General features: G+C 64.3%; 22 protein-coding genes. 10 read left to right on the top strand and 12 right to left on the bottom strand.

Annotated elements, in window-relative coordinates:
* Positions 1–74: 74 nt before the first annotated feature.
* Positions 75–1,628 (bottom strand): PLP-dependent aminotransferase family protein, encoded by a 1,554-nt coding sequence (locus J7548_RS12230; protein WP_290974856.1) that lies wholly within the window; start codon positions 1,626–1,628, stop codon positions 75–77.
* 117 nt (positions 1,629–1,745) lie between these two features.
* Between J7548_RS12230 and gabT the strand changes: the two genes are divergently transcribed.
* The 6 genes from gabT to gabD all read left to right on the top strand — a co-directional run bounded on the left by gabT (position 1,746) and on the right by gabD (position 9,065).
* Complete coding sequence (gene gabT, locus J7548_RS12225) at positions 1,746–3,029, top strand: 4-aminobutyrate--2-oxoglutarate transaminase (protein ID WP_290974855.1); 1,284 nt, start codon at positions 1,746–1,748, stop codon at positions 3,027–3,029.
* A gap of 61 nt (positions 3,030–3,090) precedes the next feature.
* Complete coding sequence (locus J7548_RS12220) at positions 3,091–4,209, top strand: ABC transporter ATP-binding protein (RefSeq protein ID WP_290974854.1); 1,119 nt, start codon at positions 3,091–3,093, stop codon at positions 4,207–4,209.
* Positions 4,210–4,310: 101 nt separating this feature from the next.
* On the top strand, positions 4,311–5,363 hold the full coding sequence (locus tag J7548_RS12215; protein ID WP_290974853.1) for an ABC transporter substrate-binding protein: 1,053 nt from the start codon (positions 4,311–4,313) through the stop codon (positions 5,361–5,363).
* 81 nt (positions 5,364–5,444) lie between these two features.
* Positions 5,445–6,728, top strand: a complete 1,284-nt coding sequence (locus J7548_RS12210; protein ID WP_290974852.1) for an ABC transporter permease — start codon at positions 5,445–5,447, stop codon at positions 6,726–6,728.
* A gap of 28 nt (positions 6,729–6,756) precedes the next feature.
* Positions 6,757–7,590, top strand: a complete 834-nt coding sequence (locus tag J7548_RS12205; RefSeq protein WP_290974851.1) for an ABC transporter permease — start codon at positions 6,757–6,759, stop codon at positions 7,588–7,590.
* 20 nt (positions 7,591–7,610) lie between these two features.
* Complete coding sequence (gabD, locus tag J7548_RS12200; RefSeq protein WP_290974850.1) at positions 7,611–9,065, top strand: NADP-dependent succinate-semialdehyde dehydrogenase; 1,455 nt, start codon at positions 7,611–7,613, stop codon at positions 9,063–9,065.
* A 23-nt stretch (positions 9,066–9,088) separates the two neighbouring features.
* Here gabD and J7548_RS12195 read toward each other — a convergent pair whose 3' ends face one another.
* From J7548_RS12195 to J7548_RS12185, 3 genes are all read right to left on the bottom strand, one after another.
* On the bottom strand, positions 9,089–9,685 hold the full coding sequence (locus tag J7548_RS12195) for a GNAT family protein (RefSeq protein ID WP_290974849.1): 597 nt from the start codon (positions 9,683–9,685) through the stop codon (positions 9,089–9,091).
* A gap of 123 nt (positions 9,686–9,808) precedes the next feature.
* Positions 9,809–10,891: an alpha/beta fold hydrolase gene (locus tag J7548_RS12190; protein ID WP_290974848.1), complete on the bottom strand. Its 1,083-nt coding sequence runs from the start codon at positions 10,889–10,891 to the stop codon at positions 9,809–9,811.
* An 83-nt stretch (positions 10,892–10,974) separates the two neighbouring features.
* The gene (locus J7548_RS12185) at positions 10,975–11,388 is read right to left on the bottom strand and encodes a PaaI family thioesterase (RefSeq protein WP_290974847.1); all 414 of its coding nucleotides are present in this window, start codon (positions 11,386–11,388) and stop codon (positions 10,975–10,977) included.
* Between the two features lie 196 nt (positions 11,389–11,584).
* On the opposite strand from J7548_RS12185, the gene J7548_RS12180 reads away from it, so the two are divergent.
* Both J7548_RS12180 and J7548_RS12175 read left to right on the top strand, forming a co-directional pair.
* A complete protein-coding gene (locus J7548_RS12180; RefSeq protein ID WP_366005346.1) occupies positions 11,585–11,800 on the top strand; it encodes a glycine zipper 2TM domain-containing protein in 216 nt (71 codons plus the stop codon).
* Positions 11,801–11,946: 146 nt separating this feature from the next.
* The gene (locus J7548_RS12175; RefSeq protein ID WP_290974846.1) at positions 11,947–12,501 is read left to right on the top strand and encodes a phosphonate degradation HD-domain oxygenase; all 555 of its coding nucleotides are present in this window, start codon (positions 11,947–11,949) and stop codon (positions 12,499–12,501) included.
* A gap of 58 nt (positions 12,502–12,559) precedes the next feature.
* On the opposite strand, the gene J7548_RS12170 is transcribed toward J7548_RS12175, so the two are convergent.
* The gene (locus tag J7548_RS12170) at positions 12,560–13,630 is read right to left on the bottom strand and encodes an MBL fold metallo-hydrolase (protein WP_290974845.1); all 1,071 of its coding nucleotides are present in this window, start codon (positions 13,628–13,630) and stop codon (positions 12,560–12,562) included.
* A gap of 250 nt (positions 13,631–13,880) precedes the next feature.
* Between J7548_RS12170 and J7548_RS12165 the strand changes: the two genes are divergently transcribed.
* Positions 13,881–14,672, top strand: a complete 792-nt coding sequence (locus tag J7548_RS12165; RefSeq protein ID WP_290974844.1) for a phytanoyl-CoA dioxygenase family protein — start codon at positions 13,881–13,883, stop codon at positions 14,670–14,672.
* Positions 14,673–14,844: 172 nt separating this feature from the next.
* Entirely contained in the window at positions 14,845–15,561 is a 717-nt protein-coding gene (locus J7548_RS12160) for an MgtC/SapB family protein (RefSeq protein ID WP_290974843.1), read from the top strand.
* Between the two features lie 24 nt (positions 15,562–15,585).
* Here the strand turns inward: J7548_RS12160 and J7548_RS12155 are convergent, their stop codons facing one another.
* The 7 genes from J7548_RS12155 to J7548_RS12125 form a co-directional block, all read right to left on the bottom strand.
* Positions 15,586–16,455 (bottom strand): amidohydrolase family protein, encoded by an 870-nt coding sequence (locus J7548_RS12155; protein WP_290974842.1) that lies wholly within the window; start codon positions 16,453–16,455, stop codon positions 15,586–15,588.
* Positions 16,456–16,531: 76 nt separating this feature from the next.
* Entirely contained in the window at positions 16,532–17,470 is a 939-nt protein-coding gene (locus J7548_RS12150) for an ABC transporter substrate-binding protein (protein WP_290974841.1), read from the bottom strand.
* A 91-nt stretch (positions 17,471–17,561) separates the two neighbouring features.
* Positions 17,562–18,614 carry an ABC transporter permease gene (locus J7548_RS12145; protein WP_290974840.1) on the bottom strand — a complete coding sequence of 351 codons (1,053 nt, stop codon included), beginning with the start codon at positions 18,612–18,614 and terminating at the stop codon, positions 17,562–17,564.
* A 17-nt stretch (positions 18,615–18,631) separates the two neighbouring features.
* Entirely contained in the window at positions 18,632–20,179 is a 1,548-nt protein-coding gene (locus tag J7548_RS12140) for a sugar ABC transporter ATP-binding protein (RefSeq protein ID WP_290974839.1), read from the bottom strand.
* A gap of 96 nt (positions 20,180–20,275) precedes the next feature.
* A complete protein-coding gene (locus tag J7548_RS12135) occupies positions 20,276–20,623 on the bottom strand; it encodes an L-rhamnose mutarotase (protein WP_290974838.1) in 348 nt (115 codons plus the stop codon).
* A gap of 7 nt (positions 20,624–20,630) precedes the next feature.
* Positions 20,631–21,407 (bottom strand): SDR family oxidoreductase, encoded by a 777-nt coding sequence (locus J7548_RS12130; RefSeq protein WP_290974837.1) that lies wholly within the window; start codon positions 21,405–21,407, stop codon positions 20,631–20,633.
* A 60-nt stretch (positions 21,408–21,467) separates the two neighbouring features.
* Complete coding sequence (locus J7548_RS12125; protein WP_290974836.1) at positions 21,468–22,745, bottom strand: L-fuconate dehydratase; 1,278 nt, start codon at positions 22,743–22,745, stop codon at positions 21,468–21,470.
* Positions 22,746–22,980: the final 235 nt, after the last annotated feature.

Raw genomic sequence — 22,980 nt, 5'->3', positions numbered from 1 at the left:
ACGGAAGATTGCAGGAAAGACAATTTCTCACGCAAACCTGACGCCCCCTTACCTGCGGCCTGATGCCTTCCACCTCAGGCCGGCAAGTGGCGCTTGACCACCGCCGCCAGCTTGTCGAAGCTGGCGGCGATCTCGGCGTTGGGCACGCTGGCGTAGCCCAGCAGCAGCCCTCGCCGCGCGCTGCGCGCGTGCATGTAATAGCGCGACAAGGGCCGTACGACAATGCCTGCGCGCAAGGCTTCCTCGCAGATGAGCACGTCGTCGCACTCCTGCGGCAGCCCCAGCACCAGGTGCAATCCAGCCTCGCCGCCGGTGATGGTCATCTCCTCGCCGAAGTGGCGGTTGATCGACTGCTGCAGCAGTTGCAGCCGCTCGGCATACAGGACGCGCATCTTGCGGATGTGCGAGGCGAAATGCCCTTCGCCCATGAAATCGGCCAGCGTTGCCTGCAGGAATACCTGTCCGTTGCGGTACAGCTCGGCGATGCCGGTGGAGAAAGCCGCCGCCAACGACTCCGGCACCACCAGGAAACCGATGCGCAAACCCGGGAACATGATCTTGCTGAACGTCCCCATGTAGAGCACGCGGTCGTGCGTGTCCATGCCCTGCAGCGAAGCCAGCGGACGGCCGCCATAACGGAACTCGCTGTCGTAATCGTCCTCGATGATCCACACCTTGTGCGTGGCGGCGTACTCCAGCAGCATGCGCCGGCGCGACAGGCTCATCACCATGCCCAGCGGATACTGGTGCGAAGGCGTGGTGCAGATGAAGCGCGGCGGCTGCCGCAGGTTGGCCAGGCGCATGCGCATGCCTTCCTGGTCGACCGCGATCGGCACCGACTGTATACCCAGCGAATTGAGCACGCTGCGCGTGCCCCAATAGCAAGGGTCCTCTACCCAGGCCGAATCGCCGTGCTCGCCCAGCAACTTGACCACGATATCGATCGACTGGTGGATGCCGGTCGTGATCAGCACCTGCGAAGCATTGCAATTGACCGAACGCGCCACCCGCAAATACTCCGCTACCGCCTCGCGCAACGGCGCATAACCGGCGCCCGGCCCATAGGTCAGCAAGTCCGAATTGGAACGGCGCCAATGCTTGTTCTGCAACCGGCTCCACACCTTGTGCGGCACGCAGGTCACGTCCGGCACGCCGGGCATGAAGGCGCCCCATTGCCGTTCCCCCACCCCGGCCTGGCGCGTGAGCATGGCGCCGCGCGCCGACAGTTCCGATTTGCCCGACGGGTCGGTCAGCGGCTCGCTTCGCTCGACCGCCTCGGGAATCTGGTCCGGCTCGGTATCGGCCACGAAGGTACCGGCTCCGGTGCGGCTTTCCAGATACCCTTCGGCCAGCAATTGCTCATAGGCGTAGGTCACAGTGTTGCGCGACATGCCAAGCTCGGCGGCAAGGTCGCGCGAGGACGGCAACTGCAATCCGGCCGGCAGCGTCTGCGCCAGGATGGCTTCGCGGATCAACTGGTAAATCTGGCGGTTGACGGGTACGTGCGCAGCCGTTTTCGCTGCGGCGCCTCCATTGCCAACTGCCTTTCCAGCCTTGCCTGGAGCGTCTTTCTGAGTCCCGCGTTCGATGCGGAGCAGCAGGTAATCGGAGAGCGAGGCGATCTTCAATTGGCACCATCAAATATTTAAAATTGGCTCTATATTACAGAGCCATTTCAGTTTTAGTATCGATTCCGGAACAAGAATTTCATGCGCCGCCGAGGCGCCCTTTCACCGGAGCAAGCAATGAACAGCAAGGCCGCCAGCAACCAGCAACTGCAACAGCGCAAGAACGCCGCCACCCCGCGCGGCGTGGGCGTGATGTGCGACTTCTACGCCGAACGCGCATCCAATTCGGAACTGTGGGATGTGGAAGGCCGCCGCTTCATCGATTTCGCAGCCGGCATCGCCGTGCTCAACACGGGCCACCGCCATCCGAAGCTGCTGGACGCCATCCGCGCCCAGATGGAAAAATTCACCCACACCGCCTACCAGATCGTGCCGTATGCAAGCTATGTGGAACTGGCCGAGCGCATCAACGCCATCACCCCCGGCGCCCACGCCAAGAAGACCGCGCTGTTCTCGACCGGCGCCGAGGCGGTGGAAAACGCCGTCAAGATCGCCCGCGCCCACACCGGCCGCCCGGCCGTCATCGCCTTCGCCGGCGGCTTCCACGGCCGCACCATGATGGGCATGGCACTGACCGGCAAGGTGGCGCCGTACAAGCTGGGCTTCGGCCCGTTCCCGGGCGAGGTGTTCCATGCGCCCTACCCCAATGCGCTGCACGGCATCAGCAGCGCCGACGCGCTGGAGGCGGTGGCGAACCTGTTCAAGAGCGATGTCGATCCCAAGCGCGTGGCAGCCATCATCCTGGAGCCGGTGCAAGGCGAAGGCGGCTTCTACGCCGCGCCGCCGGAATTCATGCGCGGCCTGCGCGCGCTGTGCGACGAACACGGCATCCTGCTGATCGCCGATGAAGTGCAGACCGGCTTCGCCCGTACCGGCAAACTGTTCGCCATGGAGCACTACGACGTGCTGCCCGACCTGATGACCATGGCCAAGAGCCTGGCCGGCGGCATGCCGCTCTCGGCCGTATGCGGCCGCGCCGAGGTCATGGACGCCCCCGCGCCCGGCGGCCTGGGCGGCACCTATGCCGGCAACCCACTGGCGGTGGCCTCGGCGCTGGCGGTGCTGGATGTGATCGCCGAGGAAAACCTGGTGGCGCGCGGCGCGCGCCTGGGCCAGAAACTGAAGGGCCGCCTCGGCGAACTCAAATCGGCCGTGCCGCAGATCGGCGAGGTGCGCGGCCTGGGTGCGATGGTGGCGGTGGAGTTCACCCAGCCGGGCAGCCGCAAGCCGGATGCCGAGTATGCGAAGAAGGTACAGCAGCACGCGCTGCAAAACGGCTTGCTGCTGCTGACCTGCGGCAGCTACGGCAACGTCATCCGCTTCTTGTTCCCGCTGACGATTCCCGATACCGTCATGGATGAAGCGCTCGACATCCTGTCGGCCGCGATGCGGCTGAGCTGAATCATCGATCGCATCGCGCCTGATTTTTGCCAGGGAGAGAACAACAATGAATGCAAACGCAATGAGGCAAGAAGACATCGCACCGCGGGCCGGAGACGTGCTGGTGCAATTCAGCGGCGTTAAAAAGACCTATGACGGCGAGAACCTGATCGTCAAGAGCCTGGACCTGGAGATCCGTCGCGGCGAGTTCCTGACGTTGCTGGGCCCGTCGGGTTCGGGCAAGACCACCTGCCTGATGATGCTGGCAGGCTTCGAATTCCCGACCGGCGGCGAGATCCGCCTGGATGGCCAATTGCTCAACCGCGTGCCGCCGCACAAGCGCAACATCGGCATGGTGTTCCAGAACTATGCGCTGTTTCCGCACATGACCATCGCCCAGAACGTGGCCTACCCGCTGTCGGTGCGCAAGATGAAGCGCGCCGAGCGCGAAGCCAAGGTCAGGCAGGCGCTGGACATGGTGCAGATGGGCAAGTTCGGCGACCGTTACCCGACCCAGCTCTCCGGCGGCCAGCAGCAGCGCGTGGCGCTGGCGCGCACGCTGGTGTTCGACCCGCAACTGGTGCTGATGGACGAACCGCTGGGCGCGCTCGACAAGCAATTGCGCGAGCACATGCAACTGGAGCTCAAGGCGCTGCACAAGCGCCTGGGCGTCACCTTCGTCTATGTCACCCACGACCAGAGCGAGGCGCTCACCATGTCCGACCGCGTGGCAGTGTTCGACCAGGGCGTGATCCAGCAACTGGCGCCGGTGACCGAGCTCTATGAATATCCCGAGAACCAGTTCGTGGCCAACTTCATCGGCGACAACAACCGTTTCAAGGGCAGCATCGAATCGGCCACCGGCGAACACTGCGCCCTGCGCCTGCCCGACGGCAGCTTGCTCACCGGCCTGAACGTGCACCGCGCCCATGCCGGCCAGGCAGTCATCGGCTGCGTGCGGCCGGAACGCATCCGCCTGCATGCCGGCGCGGCGTCCGAAGGCGCCGCCTCCAGCCGCATCAAGGCGCGCATCGCCGGCCTGATTTATTTTGGCGACCACGTGCGGGTGCGCTGTACCGTGGCCGGCCAGGACGACTGCTTCGTCAAGCTGTCGCTATCCGATCCGGCGTTGGCCGGCCTGGCCGAAGGCCGCGAGGTAACGCTCGAGATCGCACCGCAGTACCTGCGCTGCTTCATGTAGGCGCAACACGCAGTATCGGTTCCATCCCTTGAAGGCAGCGACAAGATTGCCGGCAGTTCCAAGTACAACTCCAACATCGCAACATAACCAACGAGGAACACATGAAACGCCTATCTCCCGCTCTGTTATCCCCACTCGCCCTGGGCGTGCTGTTTTCCGTCGGCGTCACTTCGGCGTCGGCGGCGGAACTGACCGTAGTCAACTTCGGCGGCGCCAACGCCAACGCGCAGAAGGTCGCCTACGTCGATCCTTTCCAGAAAAGCACCGGCACCAAGGTGGTGACCGCCGAATTCAACGGCGAACTGGCCAAGGTCAAGGCCATGGTGGAGGCGAAGAAAGTCAGTTGGGACGTGGTGGAAATCGACGGCGGCGACCTCAACCGCGCCTGTGACGACGGCCTGATCGAGAAGCTCGACCTGGCCAAGACGATCAAGAAGGACGACTACATTCCCGAAGCCACCGTCAGCGAATGCGGCATGGGCGCCTTCGTCTGGTCTACCGTGCTGGCCTACAACGCCGACAAGCTCAAGACCGCGCCGACCGGCTGGGCCGATTTCTGGGACGTCAAGAAATACCCCGGCAAACGCGGCATGAAAAAGAGCGCGCAATTCAACCTGGAGTTCGCGCTGATGGCCGACGGCGTGCCGACCAAGGACGTCTACAAGGTGCTGTCCGAAAAAGGCGGCGTGGACCGCGCCTTCAAGAAGCTGGACCAATTGAAGCCGTACATCCAGTGGTGGGACGCGGGCGCGCTGCCGGCGCAGTTCCTGGCCTCCGGCGACGTGGTGATGGCCAATGCCTTCAACGGCCGCATCGACGCCGCCCAGCGCGAAGGCAAGAACCTCAAGGTGGTGTGGGCCGGCAGCGTCTATACGCTGGATTACTGGGTGATTCCAAAGGGTTCGCCGAACAAGGCGCTGGGCGAGAAGTTCATCTCCTACGCCAGCCAGCCCGAGAACCAGAAGACCTACGCCAACAACATCGCCTACGGCCCGGTCAACAAGGGCGCGTTGAAGCTGCTGGATGCCAAGACCCTGGCCAACCTGCCGACTTCCGCCTCCAACGCCAAGGACTCCATCCAGTTGAGCCTGCAGTTCTGGACCGACCATGGCGAGGAATTGGAACAACGCTTCTCCGCCTGGGTCGCGAAGTAAGCTGACCTTGAAGGCACACGGGTACAACCCGTGTGCCAAACCGGCCTCGCATCACCCACGCCGTACCTGGAATACCGAACCATGACCACCATCGCCACCAGCCCCGCCGCGGCTACGCCACTGGCCGAACCGACACCGCAGCAACTCAGGCGCGAACTGCGGGCCGCCGAAACCCGCAAGCGGGTCGCCGCCCTGGCGCTGATCGCGCCGCTGGCAATCTTCCTGCTGCTGACCTTCGTCGCGCCCATCGTGGCGCTGCTGCAGCGCGCCGTCGAAAACCCCGAGATCGCGGCCACGCTGCCGCGCACCGTGGCCGTACTGGCCAAATGGGACCGCAAGGCGCTGCCGCCCGAACAGGCTTATGCCGCGCTGGCCGAAGATCTGGCACGCGCCAAGGAAGACACCACCGCCGGCCAGTTGGCGCGCCGCATCAACGTCGAACTGTCCGGTTCGCGCTCGCCGATCATGGGCACCACGCGCGCCATGCCGCTGCGCGATGCGGCAGGCAAACCATTGCCCCCGACGGCAGCCAAGGACGCCTTGATCGCCCTCAACGCGCAATGGGGCCAGCCCGATATCTGGCGCGTGATCGCCCAGAACGGCTCGCGCTACTCCCCCTATTATCTGCTGGCCTCGATGGACCTGCGCCAGAACATCGACGGCGACATCGTCCAGGCCGATCCCGATGCGTCCATCTACCGCACCATCTTCGGCCGCACGCTATGGATGAGCGCGGTCGTGACGGCGATCACGCTGCTGCTGGCCTATCCGCTGGCCTATTGGCTCTCCACCATGAGCGAGCGGCGCGCCAACTTGCTGATGATCCTGGTGCTGATCCCGTTCTGGACCTCGATCCTGGTGCGGGTGGCGGCCTGGATCGTGCTGCTGCAATCCGAAGGCCTGGTCAACAAGGCGCTGATGCTCACCGGCATCACGCAGGCGCCGCTGGAAATGGTGTTCAACCGCGTCGGCGTGTACGTGTCGATGACGCATATCCTGCTGCCCTTCATGATCCTGCCGCTGTACAGCGTGATGAAATCGGTGCCGCCGAGCTACCTCAAGGCCGCCGTGTCGCTGGGCAGCCATCCTTTTGCCGCCTTCTGGCGCGTGTACGTGCCGCAGACCTATCCCGGCATCGGCGCCGGCGTGCTGCTGGTATTCATCATGGCCGGCGGCTACTACATCACGCCGGCGCTGCTGGGCGGCCCCAATGAGCAGATGGTGAGCTATTTCATCGCCTACTTCATCAACACCACCATCAACTGGGGCATGGCCTGCGCGCTGGGCGCGCTGCTCCTGACCGGCACGCTGGTGCTATATGGCGTGTACCGCCGCTTCGCCAAACTCGATGTCGGCATCGGCTGATACGCCACAGAACCATACGGAAAACGCCATGAACAAACCGCCTCTCTTTCCTCCCTATGCCTCGCTGGCCGAGCGTGTGTGGTTCTTCGCCTCGCGCAGCTTCAACCTGCTGGTGCTGCTGTTCCTGGTCTTGCCGATCCTGGTGATGATCCCGCTGTCGTTCTCCGACAGCAGCTTCCTGATGTATCCGATCAAGGGCGTCTCGCTGCGCTGGTACCAGAACCTGTTCGCATCCGACGACTGGATGCGCGCCGCGCAAAACAGTTTCATCGTCGCCCCCGCCGCCACGGTGATCGCCACCGTGCTCGGCACGCTGGCGGCGGTCGGGTTGAACAAGGCCGATTTTCGCGGCAAGGGCGTGTTGATGGCGGTGCTGATCTCGCCCATGATCGTGCCGGTGGTGGTGGTCGGCGTGGGCGTGTACATGTTCTTCGCGCGCATCGGCCTGTCCGACAGCTATCTCGGCCTGATCCTGGCCCACGCGGCGCTGGGCGCGCCCTTCGTCGTCACTACCGTGCTGGCCACGCTGCAAGGATTCAACCACAACCTGGTGCGCGCCAGCCTGAGCCTGGGCGCCGGCCCGTTGCGTACCTTCTTCCGCATCACGCTGCCGGTGATCGCTCCCGGCCTGGTCTCCGGCGCGCTGTTCGCCTTCGCCACCTCGTTCGACGAAGTGGTGCTCACGCTGTTCGTGGCCGGCCCCAACCAGGCCACTTTGCCGCGCCAGATGTTCGCCGGCATCAAGGACAACATCAGCCCCACCATCGCCGCGCTGGCGACGATCCTGATCATCTTCTCGACCTGCCTGCTGCTGGCGCTGGAATGGCTCCGCGGACGCAACAAGGCGGCCGCGCGCTTCTGACCCATTTTAAGGAAATCGCCATGCTGCAACTGAAAGACCCTTCCCTTCTGCGCCAGCAGGCCTACCTGGACGGCCGCTGGTGCGATGCCGACGACGGCACCGCCTTCGATGTGTTCAACCCCGCCAACGGCCAACGCCTGGGACAGGTTCCGCAGATGGGCGCGGCCGAAACGCGGCGCGCCATCGCGGCCGCCAATGCCGCCTGGCCGGCCTGGAAAAAAAGAACCGCCAAGGAGCGCAGCGCCATCCTGCGCCGCTGGCACGAACTGATGCTGGCCAACGCCGACGACCTGGCGCTGCTCATGACCGCCGAGCAGGGCAAGCCATTGGCCGAGGCCAAGGGCGAGATCGGCTACGCCGCCTCCTTCATCGAATGGTTCGCCGAGGAAGGCAAGCGCACCTATGGAGATACCATTCCCTCGCCCTCGCCATCCAGCCGCATCGTGGTGGCCAAGGAAGCCATCGGCGTATGCGCGGCGATCACGCCGTGGAATTTCCCGGCGGCGATGATCACGCGCAAGGCCGGTCCGGCGCTGGCCGCCGGCTGTCCCATGGTACTGAAGCCAGCCGAAGCGACGCCGTTCTCGGCGCTGGCGCTGGCGGTACTGGCCGAACGCGCCGGCATTCCGGCGGGCGTGTTCAGCGTCGTCACCGGGGCGCCCCAGGCCATCGGCGGCGAAATGACTTCCAACCCGATCGTGCGCAAGCTGTCATTCACCGGCTCCACCGCGGTAGGCAGGCTGCTGATGCAGCAATGCGCTTCCAGCATCAAGAAACTTTCGCTGGAACTGGGCGGCAACGCCCCCTTCATCGTGTTCGACGACGCCGACCTGGATGCCGCGGTCGAAGGCGCGATCGCGTCCAAGTATCGCAATGCCGGCCAGACCTGCGTCTGCGCCAACCGCATCTACGTGCAGGATGGCGTCTACGATGCCTTCGCCGCCAAACTGGTGGCGGCGGTACAAAAGCTGAAGGTGGGCGACGGCGTGGACAAGGACACCACGCAAGGGCCGCTGATCAATGAAAAAGCCGTACAAAAAGTCGAACAGCATGTCGCCGACGCCGTGGCCAAGGGCGCCCGCGTGCTGCTGGGCGGCAAGCGGCACGCGCTGGGCCACGGCTTCTTCGAGCCGACCGTGCTGGCCGACGTCACCCCGGCCATGCAGGTGGCGCGCGAAGAAACCTTCGGCCCGATGGCGCCGCTGTTCCGCTTCAAGACCGACGAAGAAGCCGTGGCGCTGGCCAACGATACCGAGTTCGGCCTGGCCAGCTATTTCTATTCGCGCGACATCGGCCGCATCTGGCGCGTCGCCGAAGGGCTGGAGTCGGGTATGGTAGGCATCAATACCGGCCTGATCTCCAACGAGGTGGCGCCCTTCGGCGGCGTCAAGCAATCCGGCCTGGGGCGAGAAGGATCGCACTATGGCATCGACGACTACCTGGTCGTCAAATACCTGTGCATGGGCGGCATCTGAATCGCCGCTGCTGAAACCGGAGCTTACCCGCGCCCCATCTTTTCCAGCAGCCCCGCCTTCACCTGCGGCCACTCGTCATCGATGATGGAAAAGCGCACCGAGTTGCGCTTGCGCCCGTCCGGCATGATGCGCTCATGGCGCACGATGCCTTCCTGTTTGGCGCCGATGCGCAGGATGGCGGCGCGTGAACGATCATTGAGCTCATCGGTGGTGAACTGCACGCGCACGCAGGCCATCTGCTCGAACGCCTGCCGCAACAGCAGGTACTTGGCCTCGGTATTGATGCCGGTGCGCTGGAAGGATTGCGCCAGCCAGGTATGGCCGATCTCCAGCTTGCGGTTGGCGGCTTCCATCTTCCAGTAGCGCGTGGTGCCGATGACTTTCCCGCCGGCGCGCTCGACGATCACGAACGGCATGACGGTGCCGGCCATGCGCCCTTCCAGCGCGACGGCAAGGTACTTGTCGATGGTCTTTTCGCCGGGCACCACCGTCAGCGTCATGTTCCACAACTGGCCGTCGGCCGCGGCCTCAAGCAAGGCCTGGCGATGCCCGGCCTCCAGCGGCCGAAGTTCGACGAGGGTGCCGGTCAACACCGGCTGCGGGGGCAAGAAAGCGGACATGCGGCTCCAGGCGAATATGAAACGATGACAGGCCGCCATGATGCCGCACCGGCTCCACGCATGCGATGGACAGATTGGCGCAAATGCGGACGCAACAGATGGCGGCTTGCCCCGCGGCGCCGCTCAGTGCGGCGGCAACGCCTGGATGAATTCCCCCAGTTGCCGCGCATAGAAACGCGCCATGCCGGTAGTACCGTGGCCGCGCGTCTGGGCGCTGGCCGGGATCAGCAGCAAGCGGGCATTGGGCATGTCCTTCAACGCCTCTTGCAGCAAGCCGGTTTCCGGCGGATTGCGTTCGTCGTCGGCGGAGTTGATCACCAGCAGCGGCACCTTGATCTTGGACAGACCCGGCATGGCGTTGTAGTCGGCCGACGAGCCCCACTGGTAGATGAAATCGTTGGCGTCGGCCGTCACCGGCGCGGCCAGGCGTTCCTCCGCCAGCTTGTCGGCCTGGGCATGGGTGCCGGCGATCTGCTGGTAGGCCAGCGTGCCGCCGTTGGTGCCGACCACGAACATGGCGTTGGCCAGGCGCAGCGACGGCGGCTGCGCGGTGTAGTTGCCGTTGTTCCAGGCCGGGTCTTGTTTGATCGACTCCACCAGCAGGCGCCGCATCATCCAGTTGCGGCTGGCCATTTCGTTGGGTTGCGAGGCCATCGGCACCAGGGCGTCGGCGAAGCCGGGATAGGTGCCGCCCCACAGCCAGGTCTGCATGCCGCCCATGGAATTGCCGATGATCAGGCGCAAGCGGCGGATGCCCAGGCCTTCCGTGAGCATGCGGTATTGCGCCAGCACCATGTCGGCGTAGTTGTACTGCGGGAAGGCGGCGCACAGGCCGTCCGAAGGCTTGCTCGACTTGCCCACGCCGATGCCGTCCGGGATCACGATGAAGTATTTGCTGGCGTCGAGCGGCTGGCCCGGCCCGAACAGCTCGCCGCCGAAGTCCTTGCCCAGCATGGCGCCTGCCGTTTGGTAAGTGCCGTGCAGCACCAGCACGGCCGGATTGTCGCGGTTGCCGATGGTGGTGTAATGCAGCCGCAGGTTGTCCAGCGACTGGCCGTCATGGAAGACGAACTTCGGCGCGACCCAGTCGCCCTCCACCGGCGCGGGATGGCCGGCCGCCCCCGCCGGCGATGAAGCCCCCAGGCCGATGGCGGCCGACGACATCAGGATGCCGGCAAAACGCCGGCTGCAGGAAAACAGGTTCATGGCAATCCTTGTAGGAAATTTCTGCTTGCGGAAAACGCCATCCTAACCGCGCTTCCCAAGCCGCGCAAAACTGCGGCGCAGCATCAGCCGACGTAAGCCATGGTGGCCTGCATCAGCGCCACCACCTTGCTGCCGCTCGCGGTGATCGCATGGACTTCGCCGCTGCAGACCGCCAGCGACTTCCCGGCATTCTGCACCCGGCCGATCGCCAGGAAACGCTCGCCGATGGCCGGGCGCATCAGGTTGATCTTGAATTCGACGGTGACGACCTCGCGCCCGGCGGGAGCCTGGGTCAGGGCGGCATAGCCGCAGGCGCTGTCGACGATGCTGGTGGTCGCGCCGGCATGCAGGTAGCCGTGCTGCTGCGTCAAGTGCCCGGAAAAAGGCAAGGCGATATGCACCTCCCCCGCGGTTATCGAAGCCAGCTCGGCGCCCAGCGTCTTCATCAGGCCCTGGGCGTTGAAACTGGCGCTGATCCGCGCCTCGATATCGCTCATCCGGATGTCTCCTTTTTATTTTTCAGGTATGAACCGCGCCGGTGAAGATGTAACAACTGTAAGACGCCGCTTACAAAATCTTGCAACCGGAATTTATCGGCCGTGTAAAGATCTACAGCATATCCGCCCGCGCTCGGATCGCCAAACCATCCGGTGCGCCGTGTCGGAGCTCCCTAACTTTCAGAAAAACGTCATCATGAAAACAATCCACAAAATGACCGTCGTTACCGTCACCCTCTGCGCACTGACCGTGTTGAGCGGCTGCAGCAACATGTCGCGCCGGGATAAGAATACCGCCATCGGCGCCGGCGTCGGCGCGGTGGCCGGCGCCATCCTGACCGGCGGCAGCGGCATCGGCACCGCCGGCGGCGCCGCGGTCGGCGGCGTGATCGGCCACCAGGTCGGCAGGTAATCCCCTCGCGCCGGCAGGCCGCTTCAAGGCACCGTCCGTACCGTCAGATTTTCCGGCTATACTTTCCCGCTTGAACAACACCGGCGGCGCCGGCGCTTCCCGCGCCCGGCGCCGCCGCGCATCGTCCCGGAATAAGGCTGGCATCCATGGCATTGACGCTTGAAGACATCGACCTGCTGTTCGACCGGCACGGCCACACGCAATACACCGGCGAACCCGTCACGCAACTGGAACACGCGCTGCAGACCGCCGCCCTGGCCGAACAGGAAGGCGCGCCGGCCAGCCTGATCGTGGCCAGCCTGCTGCATGACCTTGGCCACATGTTGGAAGACAATGGCGACACGCCGACCATGGCCGGCATCGACGACCTGCACCAGTACCGCATCCTGCCCTTCCTGCGCAACCTGTTCGACGAAGACGTACTGGCGCCGATCCGCCTGCACGTCGACGCCAAGCGCTACCTGTGCGCGGTCGACCCGGCTTATTTTTCGGCCCTGTCGGAAGATTCGGTGCGCAGCCTGAAGCTGCAAGGCGGCATCTTCGATGAGAAAGATGCGCAGGATTTCATCGCGCGGCCCTATGCCGCCGACGCCGTACGGCTGCGGCGTTGGGACGACCTGGCCAAGGATGCGCAGCGCGCCACGCCCGACTATGCGCACTTCTCTGGCTATTTCGCCCGGTGCCTGCGGGCATCCGCCTGACGGCGAACAGAACAGCCAAGCCCATCCCAGCAGCCGACGCGGAACATATCCGCGACTGTCAGACCTCGCCTGTCCCGCACTCCACCGGCAAGGCTTCCGCATGCCAATGCAGCATGCCGCCGGCCAGGTTGGCCACTTTCCCGAAACCGGCCTTGCCCAGCAAGGTACAGGCTTGCGCCGAGCGTACGCCCGAGCGGCATACCGCCACCACCGGCCGCTCGCGGTCCAGTTCGTCCAGCCGCTGCGGCAATTGCGACAGCGGCACCAGCCGCGCGCCGGCAAGATGGCCCAGGCGGTCGATGAATTCCGATTCTTCGCGCACGTCCACGATCTGCACCGCCGCCGCATGTTCCAGCAGCGCCATCGGCGCGATTTCCCAGATGCCGCTGAAGCGCAGGGTCAGCGGCGCCCAATCCGGCATATCCAGCGGCGGGGCGTCTCCCTCGGGACGGCCGCAGCGCAGATTGGCCGGCACCGCCTGCGCCATCAGCTTGGGATGCGGCAGGTTCAGGTTGTTCATATAACCGACGAAATCGCCGGCATCCACATCGCCGCCCAGGCGCGGATTGAACAGGCGCTCCTCGGCCACGCTGGTGACGGTGACGCCGCGGTAGTCATGCGCCGGGTACAGCAGGCAGGCATCGGGCAGCGTCAGGATCTGCTCCCGTACCGATGCAAACAATTGGCGCGGGTCACCCTGCTGGAAATCGGTGCGTCCGCAGCCGCGGATCAGCAGGCTGTCGCCGGTGAATGCCATGCTGCGGTCGTCCAGCACGTAAGTCAGGCAGCCGTTGGTATGGCCGGGCGTGGCGCGCACCTCCAGATGGCGCGTGCCGAAAGCGATGCGGTCGCCATGCCTGAGCGGGCGGTCCGCAAGCTCGGCGCCGGCCGCCTGCGCCACGGCGATGGCGCTGCCGCAACGCTGGTGCAGGCGCCAGGCGCCGGTGACGTGGTCGGCATGCACATGGGTGTCGAGCGTGGCCAGCAGGCGCAGGCCGAGTTCATCGAGCAGCGCCAGGTCGCGCGGGACCTGCTCGTAGACCGGGTCAATCAGCAGCGCTTCGCCGCCATCGCCGAGCAGGTAGGTGTAGGTGGACGAAGCGGCATCGAACAACTGGCGAAAGATCATGGTCGGTAGCGTGGAACTCAAAGCGTGAAAAGGACGCCGCGCAAGCGCGCGGCAGTCTTTTCATCATACCAAACCGCCCGGGCAACAAAACGCATGCGCCCGGCGCTCCCCAATCCCTCCTTCCGGACACAGTTCCGCGGGCGCCGCATTTTGTGTTTGACAAAGCCCGACTTAAGTCGCATTCTGTATACAGAACACGATAAATAGGCAATATGCCAACACAACCCGGCCATAACCAAGGAGACGAGCCATGCAACTTACCCCCCAGCAGCTCAAGGATTTCGATGAACTGGGCTACCTGTTCCTGCCCGAATGCTTCAACGCCGAAGAAGTCGCCCTGCTGAAGCAGGAAGCCGCCAATGTACTGGCGCAGCAGCGCCCCGAAATCTGGCGCGAGAAGAACGGCGCGCCGCGCACCGCCTTCGCCGCCCACACCTACAACGACGCCTGCAATATCCTGGCCTCGCATCCGCGCCTGGTGAAGCCGCTGCAGCAATTGTTCGGCGAAGAGGTCTACGTGCACCAGTTCAAGATCAACGCCAAGGCCGCCTTCACCGGCGAAGTCTGGCAATGGCACCAGGACTTCCCCACCTGGCAGGCCGACGACGGCATGCCGGAAGCGCGCGCGATGAACATCGCCGTGTTCCTGGATGAAGTGATGCCAATCAACGGCCCGCTGATGCTGGTGCCGCGCAGCCATAAGTCAGGCGCGCTCAAGTCCGAACACGACCTGGAAACCACCTCGTATCCGCTGTGGACGCTGGACCAGCCCACGGTCACCGAAATGGTGGAAAAGAACGGCATCGTCACCCCCACCGGCCGCGCCGGCGGCGTGCTGATGTTCCATGCCAACCTGGTGCACGGCTCGGCCGGCAACATCACGCCGTATCCGCGCCGCATCGTCTACCTGACGCTGAACGCGGTTTCCAATGCTATCCGCAAACCGACCCGCCCGGAATTCATCGCCCACCGCGACTTCACGCCGGTCAAACCCGCCAGCGACGACGCCCTGGTCCGCTACATCGGCAAGAAGGCGGCATAACGCATCCGTAAATGGCGGAAAAAACGGGCGCATGGCAAATTTGTCATGCGCCTGTTGCATTTCTGGGGCATCATCGCGCAACATCGTGCAGCGGCCTGGCACATATGCTCATCAGCTGGCAATCGCGGCCATCGCAGCCTATCCAATCAATACAAACGCCCCTGGACCGCCCATGGAAATCCTGCGCAACATCAATCTCGCGTCCCTGCTGGACACCACCATCAGCCTGACCGCCGCCTTCATCCTGGGCGGCGCGATCGGGCTGGAACGCCAATACCGCCAGCGCACCGCCGGCTTGCGCACCAATGTGCTGGTGGCGCTGGGCGCTGCCGTGTTCGTCGACATGGCCAACCGCATCGGCGGCCACGAAGGCGCCGTGCGCGTGGTGGCCTATGTGGTATCGGGTGTGGGTTTCCTCGGCGCGGGCGTGATCATGCGCGAGGAAGGCAATGTGCGCGGCATCAATACCGCGGCCACGCTGTGGGGCTCCGCCGCGGTGGGCGCGGTGGCCGGCGCCGACCTGATCCTGGAAGCCATCGTCGCCACCATCTTCGTGCTGGCCGCCAACACGCTGCTGCGCCCGGTGGTCAATACCATCAACCGCAAGCCGCTGGACGTGCCGTCGGTGGAAGTCACCAACACCCTGCACCTGATCGTCGACAGCGCGCACCAGAAGCACGTGCTGGCGCAGGTCAACCAGATGCTGGAACAAAGCCGCTATCCGACGCACGACCTGGAGGTGCGGCCCTTCACCGAAGACGAAGTGGAAATCGAAGCGACGCTGGCCGCCACCTCGGTCGACGGCGACGAGCTGGATGCCCTGATCGCCCGCTTCCAGGCGCTGCCGGCGGTCAAGCAGGCCTTCTGGAGTCCCAGCACGACCGATTGACGACAGCCGTTCGGGCCTAAGAAGCTAAGCCACGTTATAACAGCGCGCAGCGGTGCCGCCCCACACCTGCGTCTGCTCGGATGCCGACAGGCGCGTCTGCGCCCACTCCCTGACCACGCCCGCCACGCGCGCGTAGGACGCCGCCAGCAGGCATACAGGCCAGTCCGATCCGAACATCAGCCGCTCCGCGCCAAAAACCTCAAGCGCGGTGTCCAGGCACAGCACGATGTTTTCATAATCCTTTTGCCGCAGGCCGCGCACCCAGTCGGCCTCGGTCACCAGCCCCGACAATTTGCAGGCCACATGCGGCAACGCCCCCAGCGCGCGCAGTTCGCGCCGCCATTGCTGGTAGGCCTCCTCCCCTTTGCAGAACTCGGTCAGGGCCGGTTTGCCCAGGTGATCCAGCACCAGCCAGTGGGCATCGTGGCGCGCGCAGAATGCCTGGACCTCCGGCAACTGGCGCTGGTAGACCAGCACATCGTAGACCAGCCCCTGCCCTTGCAGCCAGGCCACGCCGCGGTTGAAGTCGGGTTGCGCGACGAAGGCGGCGACATCGCGCTCATCCTGAATCACGTGGCGAAACCCCAGCAACTTGTCGCGCCCCCACTCGCCGACATGCTCGGCCAATTGCGGGCTGGCGATGTCTTCCCAGCCGACCACGCCGGCAATGCGCGCATCCTCGCGCGCCAGCGCCAGCAGGAATCCGGTTTCCTCCCGCCCCGCGCGCGCCTGCACCGCGATCGAGGCATCCAGCCCTTCGGCCATGAGCACCGGATGGAATTCGCCGGGCAAGCGGTCCTGCGCCAGCAGCTCCATGCCCGGGCCGATCCACGGATAGTCTTCAGGGCGATAGCGCCAGAAGTGCTGGTGGGCGTCGATGCGTTGCGGTTTCATGATGGCCTTGAAACGGAGACGGTAAAAGGAAAACGGACGCGCAGGAAAACATCCGGCGCGTCCGCAAACACCGCGCTTAGTCGTACAGCACGGCAACGATCTTGGGATCGTCGATGTTGCTCTTGTCGTACCAGTAGAAGCCGGTATCGATGACCTTCGGCAGCTTCTCGCCCTTGATCGCCTTGACCGCGGCTTCCACGGTCTTGTAGCCGATGCCGACCGGATTCTGGGTGATGGCGCCGGCCATCTGGCCGTCGCGGATCGCGTCCTTCTGCTGCTTGCCGGAGTCGTAGCCGATGATGACGACCTTGCGCTTCATTTCCTTGGCGCCGTTGAGCGCGCCGATCGCCGAACCTTCATTGGCGCCGAAGATGCCCTTGAGCTTCGGATAGGCCTGCAGGATCGACTTGGTAACCTCGGTCGACTTCAGGTGGTCGCCGCCGCCGTATTGCACGCTGACCACCTTGATCTTCGGATGGGCCGACTTGATGCGCTCGACGAAACCGTCGCGGCGGTCGATCCCGGTGCGACTGGTCTGGTCGTGCGCGACCACCGCCACTTCGCCCTCATTGCCGATCAACTCGGCCATCTTGTCGGCGGCCAGCGCGGCGGCGGCTTTGTTGTCGGTAGTGGCGGTGGTGACCGGAATGTCGCTGTCAACGCCGGAGTCGAAGGCCACCACCGGGATCTTGGCGGCCTGCGCCTTCTTCAGCAGCGGCAGCGCGGCCTTGCTGTCCAGCGCGGCGAAACCGACGGCCTGCGGTTTCTTGGCCAGCGCGGCCGACAGCATGTCGATCTGCTTGTCGACCATGGCCTCGGTCTCGGGGCCTTCGAAGGTGACCTTGACCTTGTAGTCCTTGGCCGCCTGGTCGGCGCCCGACTTCACCGCCTGCCAGAACTGGTGCTGGAAGCCTTTCGAAATCAGCGGAATATAAGTTTCCTGCGCCATGGCGCCGCCGGATCCGACGGCGAAAGCCAGTCCCAGTGCGGCGCCGATGAGTTTGCTCTTGAACACGTTGAGTCTCCTTTTGTTATCGATGATGGGTGCCGGTCGCCCGGCGCGGATGAAACCGGTATTGCTCGGTCGTTGCGATCGCCCGGGCCGCTCACGCGCGCTGGCGGCGGCGCAGGATGTCCAGGTAGACGGCCAGGATGATGATCACGCCGGTCACCACCGTCTGCCACTCCTGCGCCACCGACATGATGCGCAGGCCGTTGACCAGCACGCTCATGATGAACGCGCCGATGATGGTGCCCAGGATAGTGCCGGTGCCGCCCGACAGCGAAGTGCCGCCGATCACCACCGCGGCGATCGCGTCCAGTTCATAGCCCTGGCCCAGCGCCGGCTGCGCCGAGTTCAGGCGCGAGGCGATGATCAGGCCGGCGATGCCGCAGATGGCGCCCGAGAAGGTGTACACCGAGACCTTCCAGAAATCCACCTTGACGCCCGACAGGCGCAGCGCCTCTTCGTTGCTGCCCAGCGCGAAGGTATAGCGGCCGAACACGGTCTTGTTGAGGATCACCGAGGCGGCGACGGCCACCAGGAACAGGATCAGCACCGCGTTGGGAATCGGCAGCGCGGGAATCAGGTCGCCGATCAGCGAGTCCTGGGCGATGGCCGAGAAGCCTTCGGTGTCGTTGAAATAGATCGGGCGCGTGCCGGAGATCACCAGCGACAAGCCTTTCAGCAGCATCATCATGCCCAGCGTGGCGATGAAGGGCGGCACCTTGAGCTTGGCGATCACCATGCCCGAGATCCAGCCCGACAGCGCGCCGAACAGCACCGCGGTCAGGATCCCCAGCGGCAGCGGCATGCCCCAGTTGGTCAGCACCACGCCGGTCATGACGGCGCAGAAGGTCATCATGGTGCCCACCGAGAGATCGATGCCGGCGGCGATGATGACGTAGGTGCAGGCGATCGCCAGCACGCCGTTGACCGCCGTCGACTGCAGGATGCTGACCATGTTGTCCACGGCCAGGAAATTGGGTGAGGCGAAGCTGAAGAACACCATCATCAGCAGCAGGCTGGCGAAGGCCAGCAGCTTCTGGCGCGCGGCCGGGTTGAAGAAACGGGCGCGCAATCCCGCGCCAGAGGAAGTCGGGTTGTCTGCCATGGATGCGGAAGCGGCGGTTGGGTTGGGATGGAGGTTGTTGGCCATGATCTGGTATCCGAAAATTATTGAACGACAGCCGATTCGCGCTGGGTGGCCAGCTGCATGATCTTTTCCTGGGTCGCCTCGGCGGCCGACAGCTCGCCGGTGACGCGGCCCTCGCACATCACCAGGATGCGGTGGCTCATGCGCAGCACCTCGGGCAATTCCGAAGAGATCATCACGATCGCCTTGCCCTGCGCGGCCAGTGCGTCGAGCAGCTTGTAGATTTCGCTCTTGGCGCCGACGTCGATGCCGCGCGTGGGTTCGTCGAAGAACAGGATGTCGCAGTCGCGCAGCAGCCACTTGGCGATCACCACCTTCTGCTGGTTGCCGCCCGACAGCAGGCGCGCCTGCTGCTCCACCGACGGCGTCTTGATCGCCAGCTGCCGCACATAGCCGCGGGCGGTCTCCCGGATGGCGCGCTCGTCCATGAAGCCGGCGCGGGTGAAACGCCCCATGCTGGACATGGCGATGTTGGCCTGCACATCCATTCCCACGGCCAGGCCGAAATGCTTGCGGTCTTCCGACAGGTAACCGATGCCGTGCGCCACCGCATCGGCCGGCGACTTGATCATGGCGCGCCTGCCGTGGATGAAGATCTCGCCCGCCTCCAGCGGATCGGCGCCGAAGATGGCGCGCGCCACCTCGGTGCGGCCGGCGCCCATCAACCCGGCGAAGCCGAGGATCTCGCCGCGCCGCAATTGGAAGCCGACGTCCCGGATCGCGCGGCCGCGCGACAGGCCGCGCACCTCCAGCACGACATCATTGCCCGAGGTGTCGGGCGGTACGCGCTGGGCGCCGTCGAGCTGGCGGCCGACCATCATGGCGATGATGCTGTCCATCGAAGTGCCCTCCATGGGCACCGTGGCGATGTACTTGCCGTCGCGCATCACGGTGACGCGGTCGGCGATCTGGCGCAGCTCGTCCATCTTGTGCGAAATGTAGACAATGCCCACGCCTTGCGCCTGCAGGTCGCGGATGATGCGGAACAGTTCCGCGATCTCGGCATTGTTGAGCGCCGCGGTGGGCTCGTCCATGATCAGCACGCGCGAGTCGAAGGACAGCGCCTTGGCGATCTCCACCATCTGCTGGCGCGCCACGGTCAACTCGCCCACTGTTGTGCGCGGGTCGAGGTCCAGCCGCATGCGTTCGAAGATGGCCGCGGCCTGGCGGTTCAGTTGCTCCTCGTCCAGGAACAGCCCCAGGCCCTTCCTCGGCTCGCGCCCGATGAAGATGTTCTGCGCCGCCGACAGGTGGCTCATCAGGTTCAGCTCCTGGTGGATGATGCCGATGCCCAGCGCCTGCGCGGCGCGCGGATCGCCGATCTCGACGGCGCGGCCGTCAAGCAGGATCTCGCCGCTGTCGCGCTGATAGACGCCCGAGAGGATCTTCATCAGCGTCGACTTGCCGGCGCCGTTCTCGCCCATGAGCGCGTGCACCTCGCCCGGCACCAGGTCGAACTGGCAGTCGTCCAGCGCCAGCACGCCGGGAAAGCGCTTGCTGACGTTGCGCAGGGCGATCAGCGGCGGCCGGGCCTGCTGCGTGTTGTTTGTCTCTTGATTGTGTTGCATGCTCACCTCGGATGCATTGCGGCTCTTCTGGGTAGCCGTCGATTTTTTATTTCCATCTGCCACATTTCGTCGTCCTGACGAAGGCCGGGACGACGGCTATTGATCGTCCTGCGTCGAAAGATCGAAGATCTTTTCCATCGCGATCCACTTCTGCCCCGCCGGCGTCCATGGCGTGGGCGCCTGGAAGCGCCACATCAGGTCTTCCCACTCGCGCACCTTCGGGTCGTTTTCCATCGCGTCGGCCATAGCCGACGCGTCATAAACCGCGTCGTCGGTTTCCATCACCATCGCCATGCGCGTGCCCAGGCGGTAAATCTCCATGCCGGTCACGCCATGCCGTTTCAGGTGTTGCGCGATCTCGGGCCAGATGCGGCGGTGATGCTGCTCGTACTGCGCGATCAGCGCGGGATCGTCCTTCAGGTCCAATGCCAGCAGATGTCGCATGGCGGCCTCAGCTCAGCGCGCGGTCGAGGTGGGTATACCCGCCGTCGACGAAAATCCATTGGCCGGTGGTATGCGACGAACGTCCCGACAGCAGGAACACCGCCATATCGGCCATTTCCTCGGAGGTGGTGAAGCGCTTGCCCAGAGGGATCTTGCTGGTGATGGCGTCCAGCTTTTCCTGCGGGTTGTCGAAGGTGGAGATCCACTTTTCATACAGCGGCGTCATCACCTCGGCCGGGATCAGCGCATTGACGCGCACGCCGTCGTTCAGCAGCGACGCAGCCCATTCGCGCGTGAGCGACAGTTGCGCCCCCTTGGCTGCGGTGTAGCCGCTGGTGTTGCCCTGGCCGGTGACGGCGGTCTTGGACGAGATGTTGAGAATGGCGCCGCGCGTGGCCTTCAAGTGCGGCACGCAGTAATGCGCCATCGTGTAGTAATGGACGAGGTTGCGTTCCAGCGAGCCGACGAAGGCGGCAGAACCGGCATCCAGGCCGACGCCGTCGTTGACGCCGGCATTGTTGACCAGGCCGTCCAGGCGACCGAAGCGCTTCACCGTCTCGGCGACGGCCTCGCGACATTTGGCGTCATCCTGCAGTTCAAGCTGGAACAATGCCGCGCGCGGCTGCAATTGCAGCAGGCGCGTCCAGAATTGCGGGTCGGGTTCGCTGCGCGCGAACACCACGGGAATGGCGCCTTCGGCCGCCAGTTGCAGCGTGATCGCGCCGCCGATGCCGGAAGCGCCGCCGGTCACGATCACCACTTTGTCTTGCAGGTTCAAATCCACTTCTGTCTCCGTTTGCTTGTTTTTTATTTGGCTTGCCGGGTGGATGCGCTTGCGGATTTGCTATCCGCGGAACAAGTATTGCTCCAGCGATTCCGGCTTCATCTCGATCGAGAATCCCGGCAGGCTGGGCGGCATGTAGGCCGCGTTCTTCACCACGCAGGGATCGACGAAATGCTCGTGCAGGTGATCGACGTATTCGGTCACCCGCCCTTCCTTGCTGCCCGAGATGCAGACGTAGTCGATCATCGACAAGTGCTGCACGTACTCGCACAGGCCCACGCCGCCCGCGTGCGGGCACACCACCAGCTTGTACTTGGCGGCCATCAGCATCACCGCCAGGATTTCATTGACGCCGCCCAGGCGGCAGGAATCGATCTGCACCACGTCGATGGCGCCGCGCATGATGAATTGCTTGAACAGCACGCGGTTCTGGCACATCTCGCCGGTGGCGACCTTGACCGCGCCGATGCCTGCGCGGATCTTGCGGTGCCCCTCGACGTCGTCCGGGCTGGTCGGCTCTTCGATGAACCAGGGCCTGGCGAAAGCCAGCTGGTTGACCCAGTCGATGGCCTGGTCGACTTCCCACACCTGGTTGGCGTCGATCATCAGTTGGCGGTCCGGCCCCAGCACTTCGCGGGCGATGGTGACGCGGCGCTTGTCATCGGCCAGGTCGCGGCCGACCTTCAGCTTCACGTGGTTGAAACCCTGGTCGATGGCCTCCTGGCACAGGCGGCGCAGCTTGGCGTCGTCGTAGCCCAGCCAGCCGGCCGAGGTGGTGTAGCAGGGATAGCCTTCCTGCTGCAGCGTGCGGATGCGTTCGGCCTTGCCGGCTTCCTTCTCGCGCAGCAGCGCCAGCGCCTCGTCGGGCGTGATGCAATCGGTGAGGTAGCGGAAATCGATGGCGCGCACCAGCTCTTCCGGCGACATGTCGGCCACCAGTTTCCACAGCGGCTTGCCTGCGGCCTTGGCCCACAAGTCCCAGGCCGCATTGACCACGGCGCCGGTGGCCAGGTGCATCGCGCCCTTGTCCGGGCCGATCCAGCGCAACTGGCTGTCGGAGGTGACATGGCGCCAGAAGCGGCCCATGTCGGCGGCGATCCATTCCAGTTCCTGGCCGACCACCAGGTGTTCCATTGCCTTGATGGCGGCACAGCAGATCTCATTGCCGCGGCCGATGGTGAAGGTCAGGCCATGGCCCTTGAGCTTGTCGTTGTCGGTGTCGAGGATGACGTAGGCGGCGGAGTAATCCGGATCCGGATTCATCGCGTCCGAACCGTCCAGCGATTGCGAGGTGGGAAAACGCACGTCGAGGACGCGCATGGCAGTGATCTTGGTCATCGTCAGTCTGTATAGGTTACCGGCGCCTGCCAGATAACTCACAAATGAAATTTATTTTTATATGTGAGTTACAGAGAATACTCGCTATTCTTCTTTGCCCATCACATCAAACCGATGATGTTTCTATCGTCATCGATATCAAAACAGAGATGCCAAAAGACGCGATCAAAAACAACCAGTAAAAAATACTTTTACAAATAAAATCTTCTGCCTTATAACTTCTTCTGAAATTTGC

The organism is Herbaspirillum sp. (assembly GCF_017744395.1).
Classification (GTDB): domain Bacteria; phylum Pseudomonadota; class Gammaproteobacteria; order Burkholderiales; family Burkholderiaceae_D; genus Herbaspirillum.
The sequence above is the reverse complement of the archived record's forward strand: the minus strand, read 5'-3'. Positions and strand labels throughout refer to the sequence as shown.

What these genes read in the sequence shown, in the direction of transcription:
- gabT (WP_290974855.1), top strand. Translation starts at nt 1,746, where the DNA reads ATGAACAGCAAGGCCGCCAGCAACCAGCAACTGCAACAGCGCAAGAAC.
- J7548_RS12220 (WP_290974854.1), top strand. Translation starts at nt 3,091, where the DNA reads ATGAGGCAAGAAGACATCGCACCGCGGGCCGGAGACGTGCTGGTGCAA.
- J7548_RS12215 (WP_290974853.1), top strand. Translation starts at nt 4,311, where the DNA reads ATGAAACGCCTATCTCCCGCTCTGTTATCCCCACTCGCCCTGGGCGTG.
- J7548_RS12210 (WP_290974852.1), top strand. Translation starts at nt 5,445, where the DNA reads ATGACCACCATCGCCACCAGCCCCGCCGCGGCTACGCCACTGGCCGAA.
- J7548_RS12205 (WP_290974851.1), top strand. Translation starts at nt 6,757, where the DNA reads ATGAACAAACCGCCTCTCTTTCCTCCCTATGCCTCGCTGGCCGAGCGT.
- gabD (WP_290974850.1), top strand. Translation starts at nt 7,611, where the DNA reads ATGCTGCAACTGAAAGACCCTTCCCTTCTGCGCCAGCAGGCCTACCTG.
- J7548_RS12195 (WP_290974849.1), bottom strand. Translation starts at nt 9,685, where the DNA reads ATGTCCGCTTTCTTGCCCCCGCAGCCGGTGTTGACCGGCACCCTCGTC.
- J7548_RS12190 (WP_290974848.1), bottom strand. Translation starts at nt 10,891, where the DNA reads ATGAACCTGTTTTCCTGCAGCCGGCGTTTTGCCGGCATCCTGATGTCG.
- J7548_RS12185 (WP_290974847.1), bottom strand. Translation starts at nt 11,388, where the DNA reads ATGAGCGATATCGAGGCGCGGATCAGCGCCAGTTTCAACGCCCAGGGC.
- J7548_RS12180 (WP_366005346.1), top strand. Translation starts at nt 11,585, where the DNA reads ATGAAAACAATCCACAAAATGACCGTCGTTACCGTCACCCTCTGCGCA.
- J7548_RS12175 (WP_290974846.1), top strand. Translation starts at nt 11,947, where the DNA reads ATGGCATTGACGCTTGAAGACATCGACCTGCTGTTCGACCGGCACGGC.
- J7548_RS12170 (WP_290974845.1), bottom strand. Translation starts at nt 13,630, where the DNA reads ATGATCTTTCGCCAGTTGTTCGATGCCGCTTCGTCCACCTACACCTAC.
- J7548_RS12165 (WP_290974844.1), top strand. Translation starts at nt 13,881, where the DNA reads ATGCAACTTACCCCCCAGCAGCTCAAGGATTTCGATGAACTGGGCTAC.
- J7548_RS12160 (WP_290974843.1), top strand. Translation starts at nt 14,845, where the DNA reads ATGGAAATCCTGCGCAACATCAATCTCGCGTCCCTGCTGGACACCACC.
- J7548_RS12155 (WP_290974842.1), bottom strand. Translation starts at nt 16,455, where the DNA reads ATGAAACCGCAACGCATCGACGCCCACCAGCACTTCTGGCGCTATCGC.
- J7548_RS12145 (WP_290974840.1), bottom strand. Translation starts at nt 18,614, where the DNA reads ATGGCCAACAACCTCCATCCCAACCCAACCGCCGCTTCCGCATCCATG.
- J7548_RS12140 (WP_290974839.1), bottom strand. Translation starts at nt 20,179, where the DNA reads ATGCAACACAATCAAGAGACAAACAACACGCAGCAGGCCCGGCCGCCG.
- J7548_RS12135 (WP_290974838.1), bottom strand. Translation starts at nt 20,623, where the DNA reads ATGCGACATCTGCTGGCATTGGACCTGAAGGACGATCCCGCGCTGATC.
- J7548_RS12125 (WP_290974836.1), bottom strand. Translation starts at nt 22,745, where the DNA reads ATGACCAAGATCACTGCCATGCGCGTCCTCGACGTGCGTTTTCCCACC.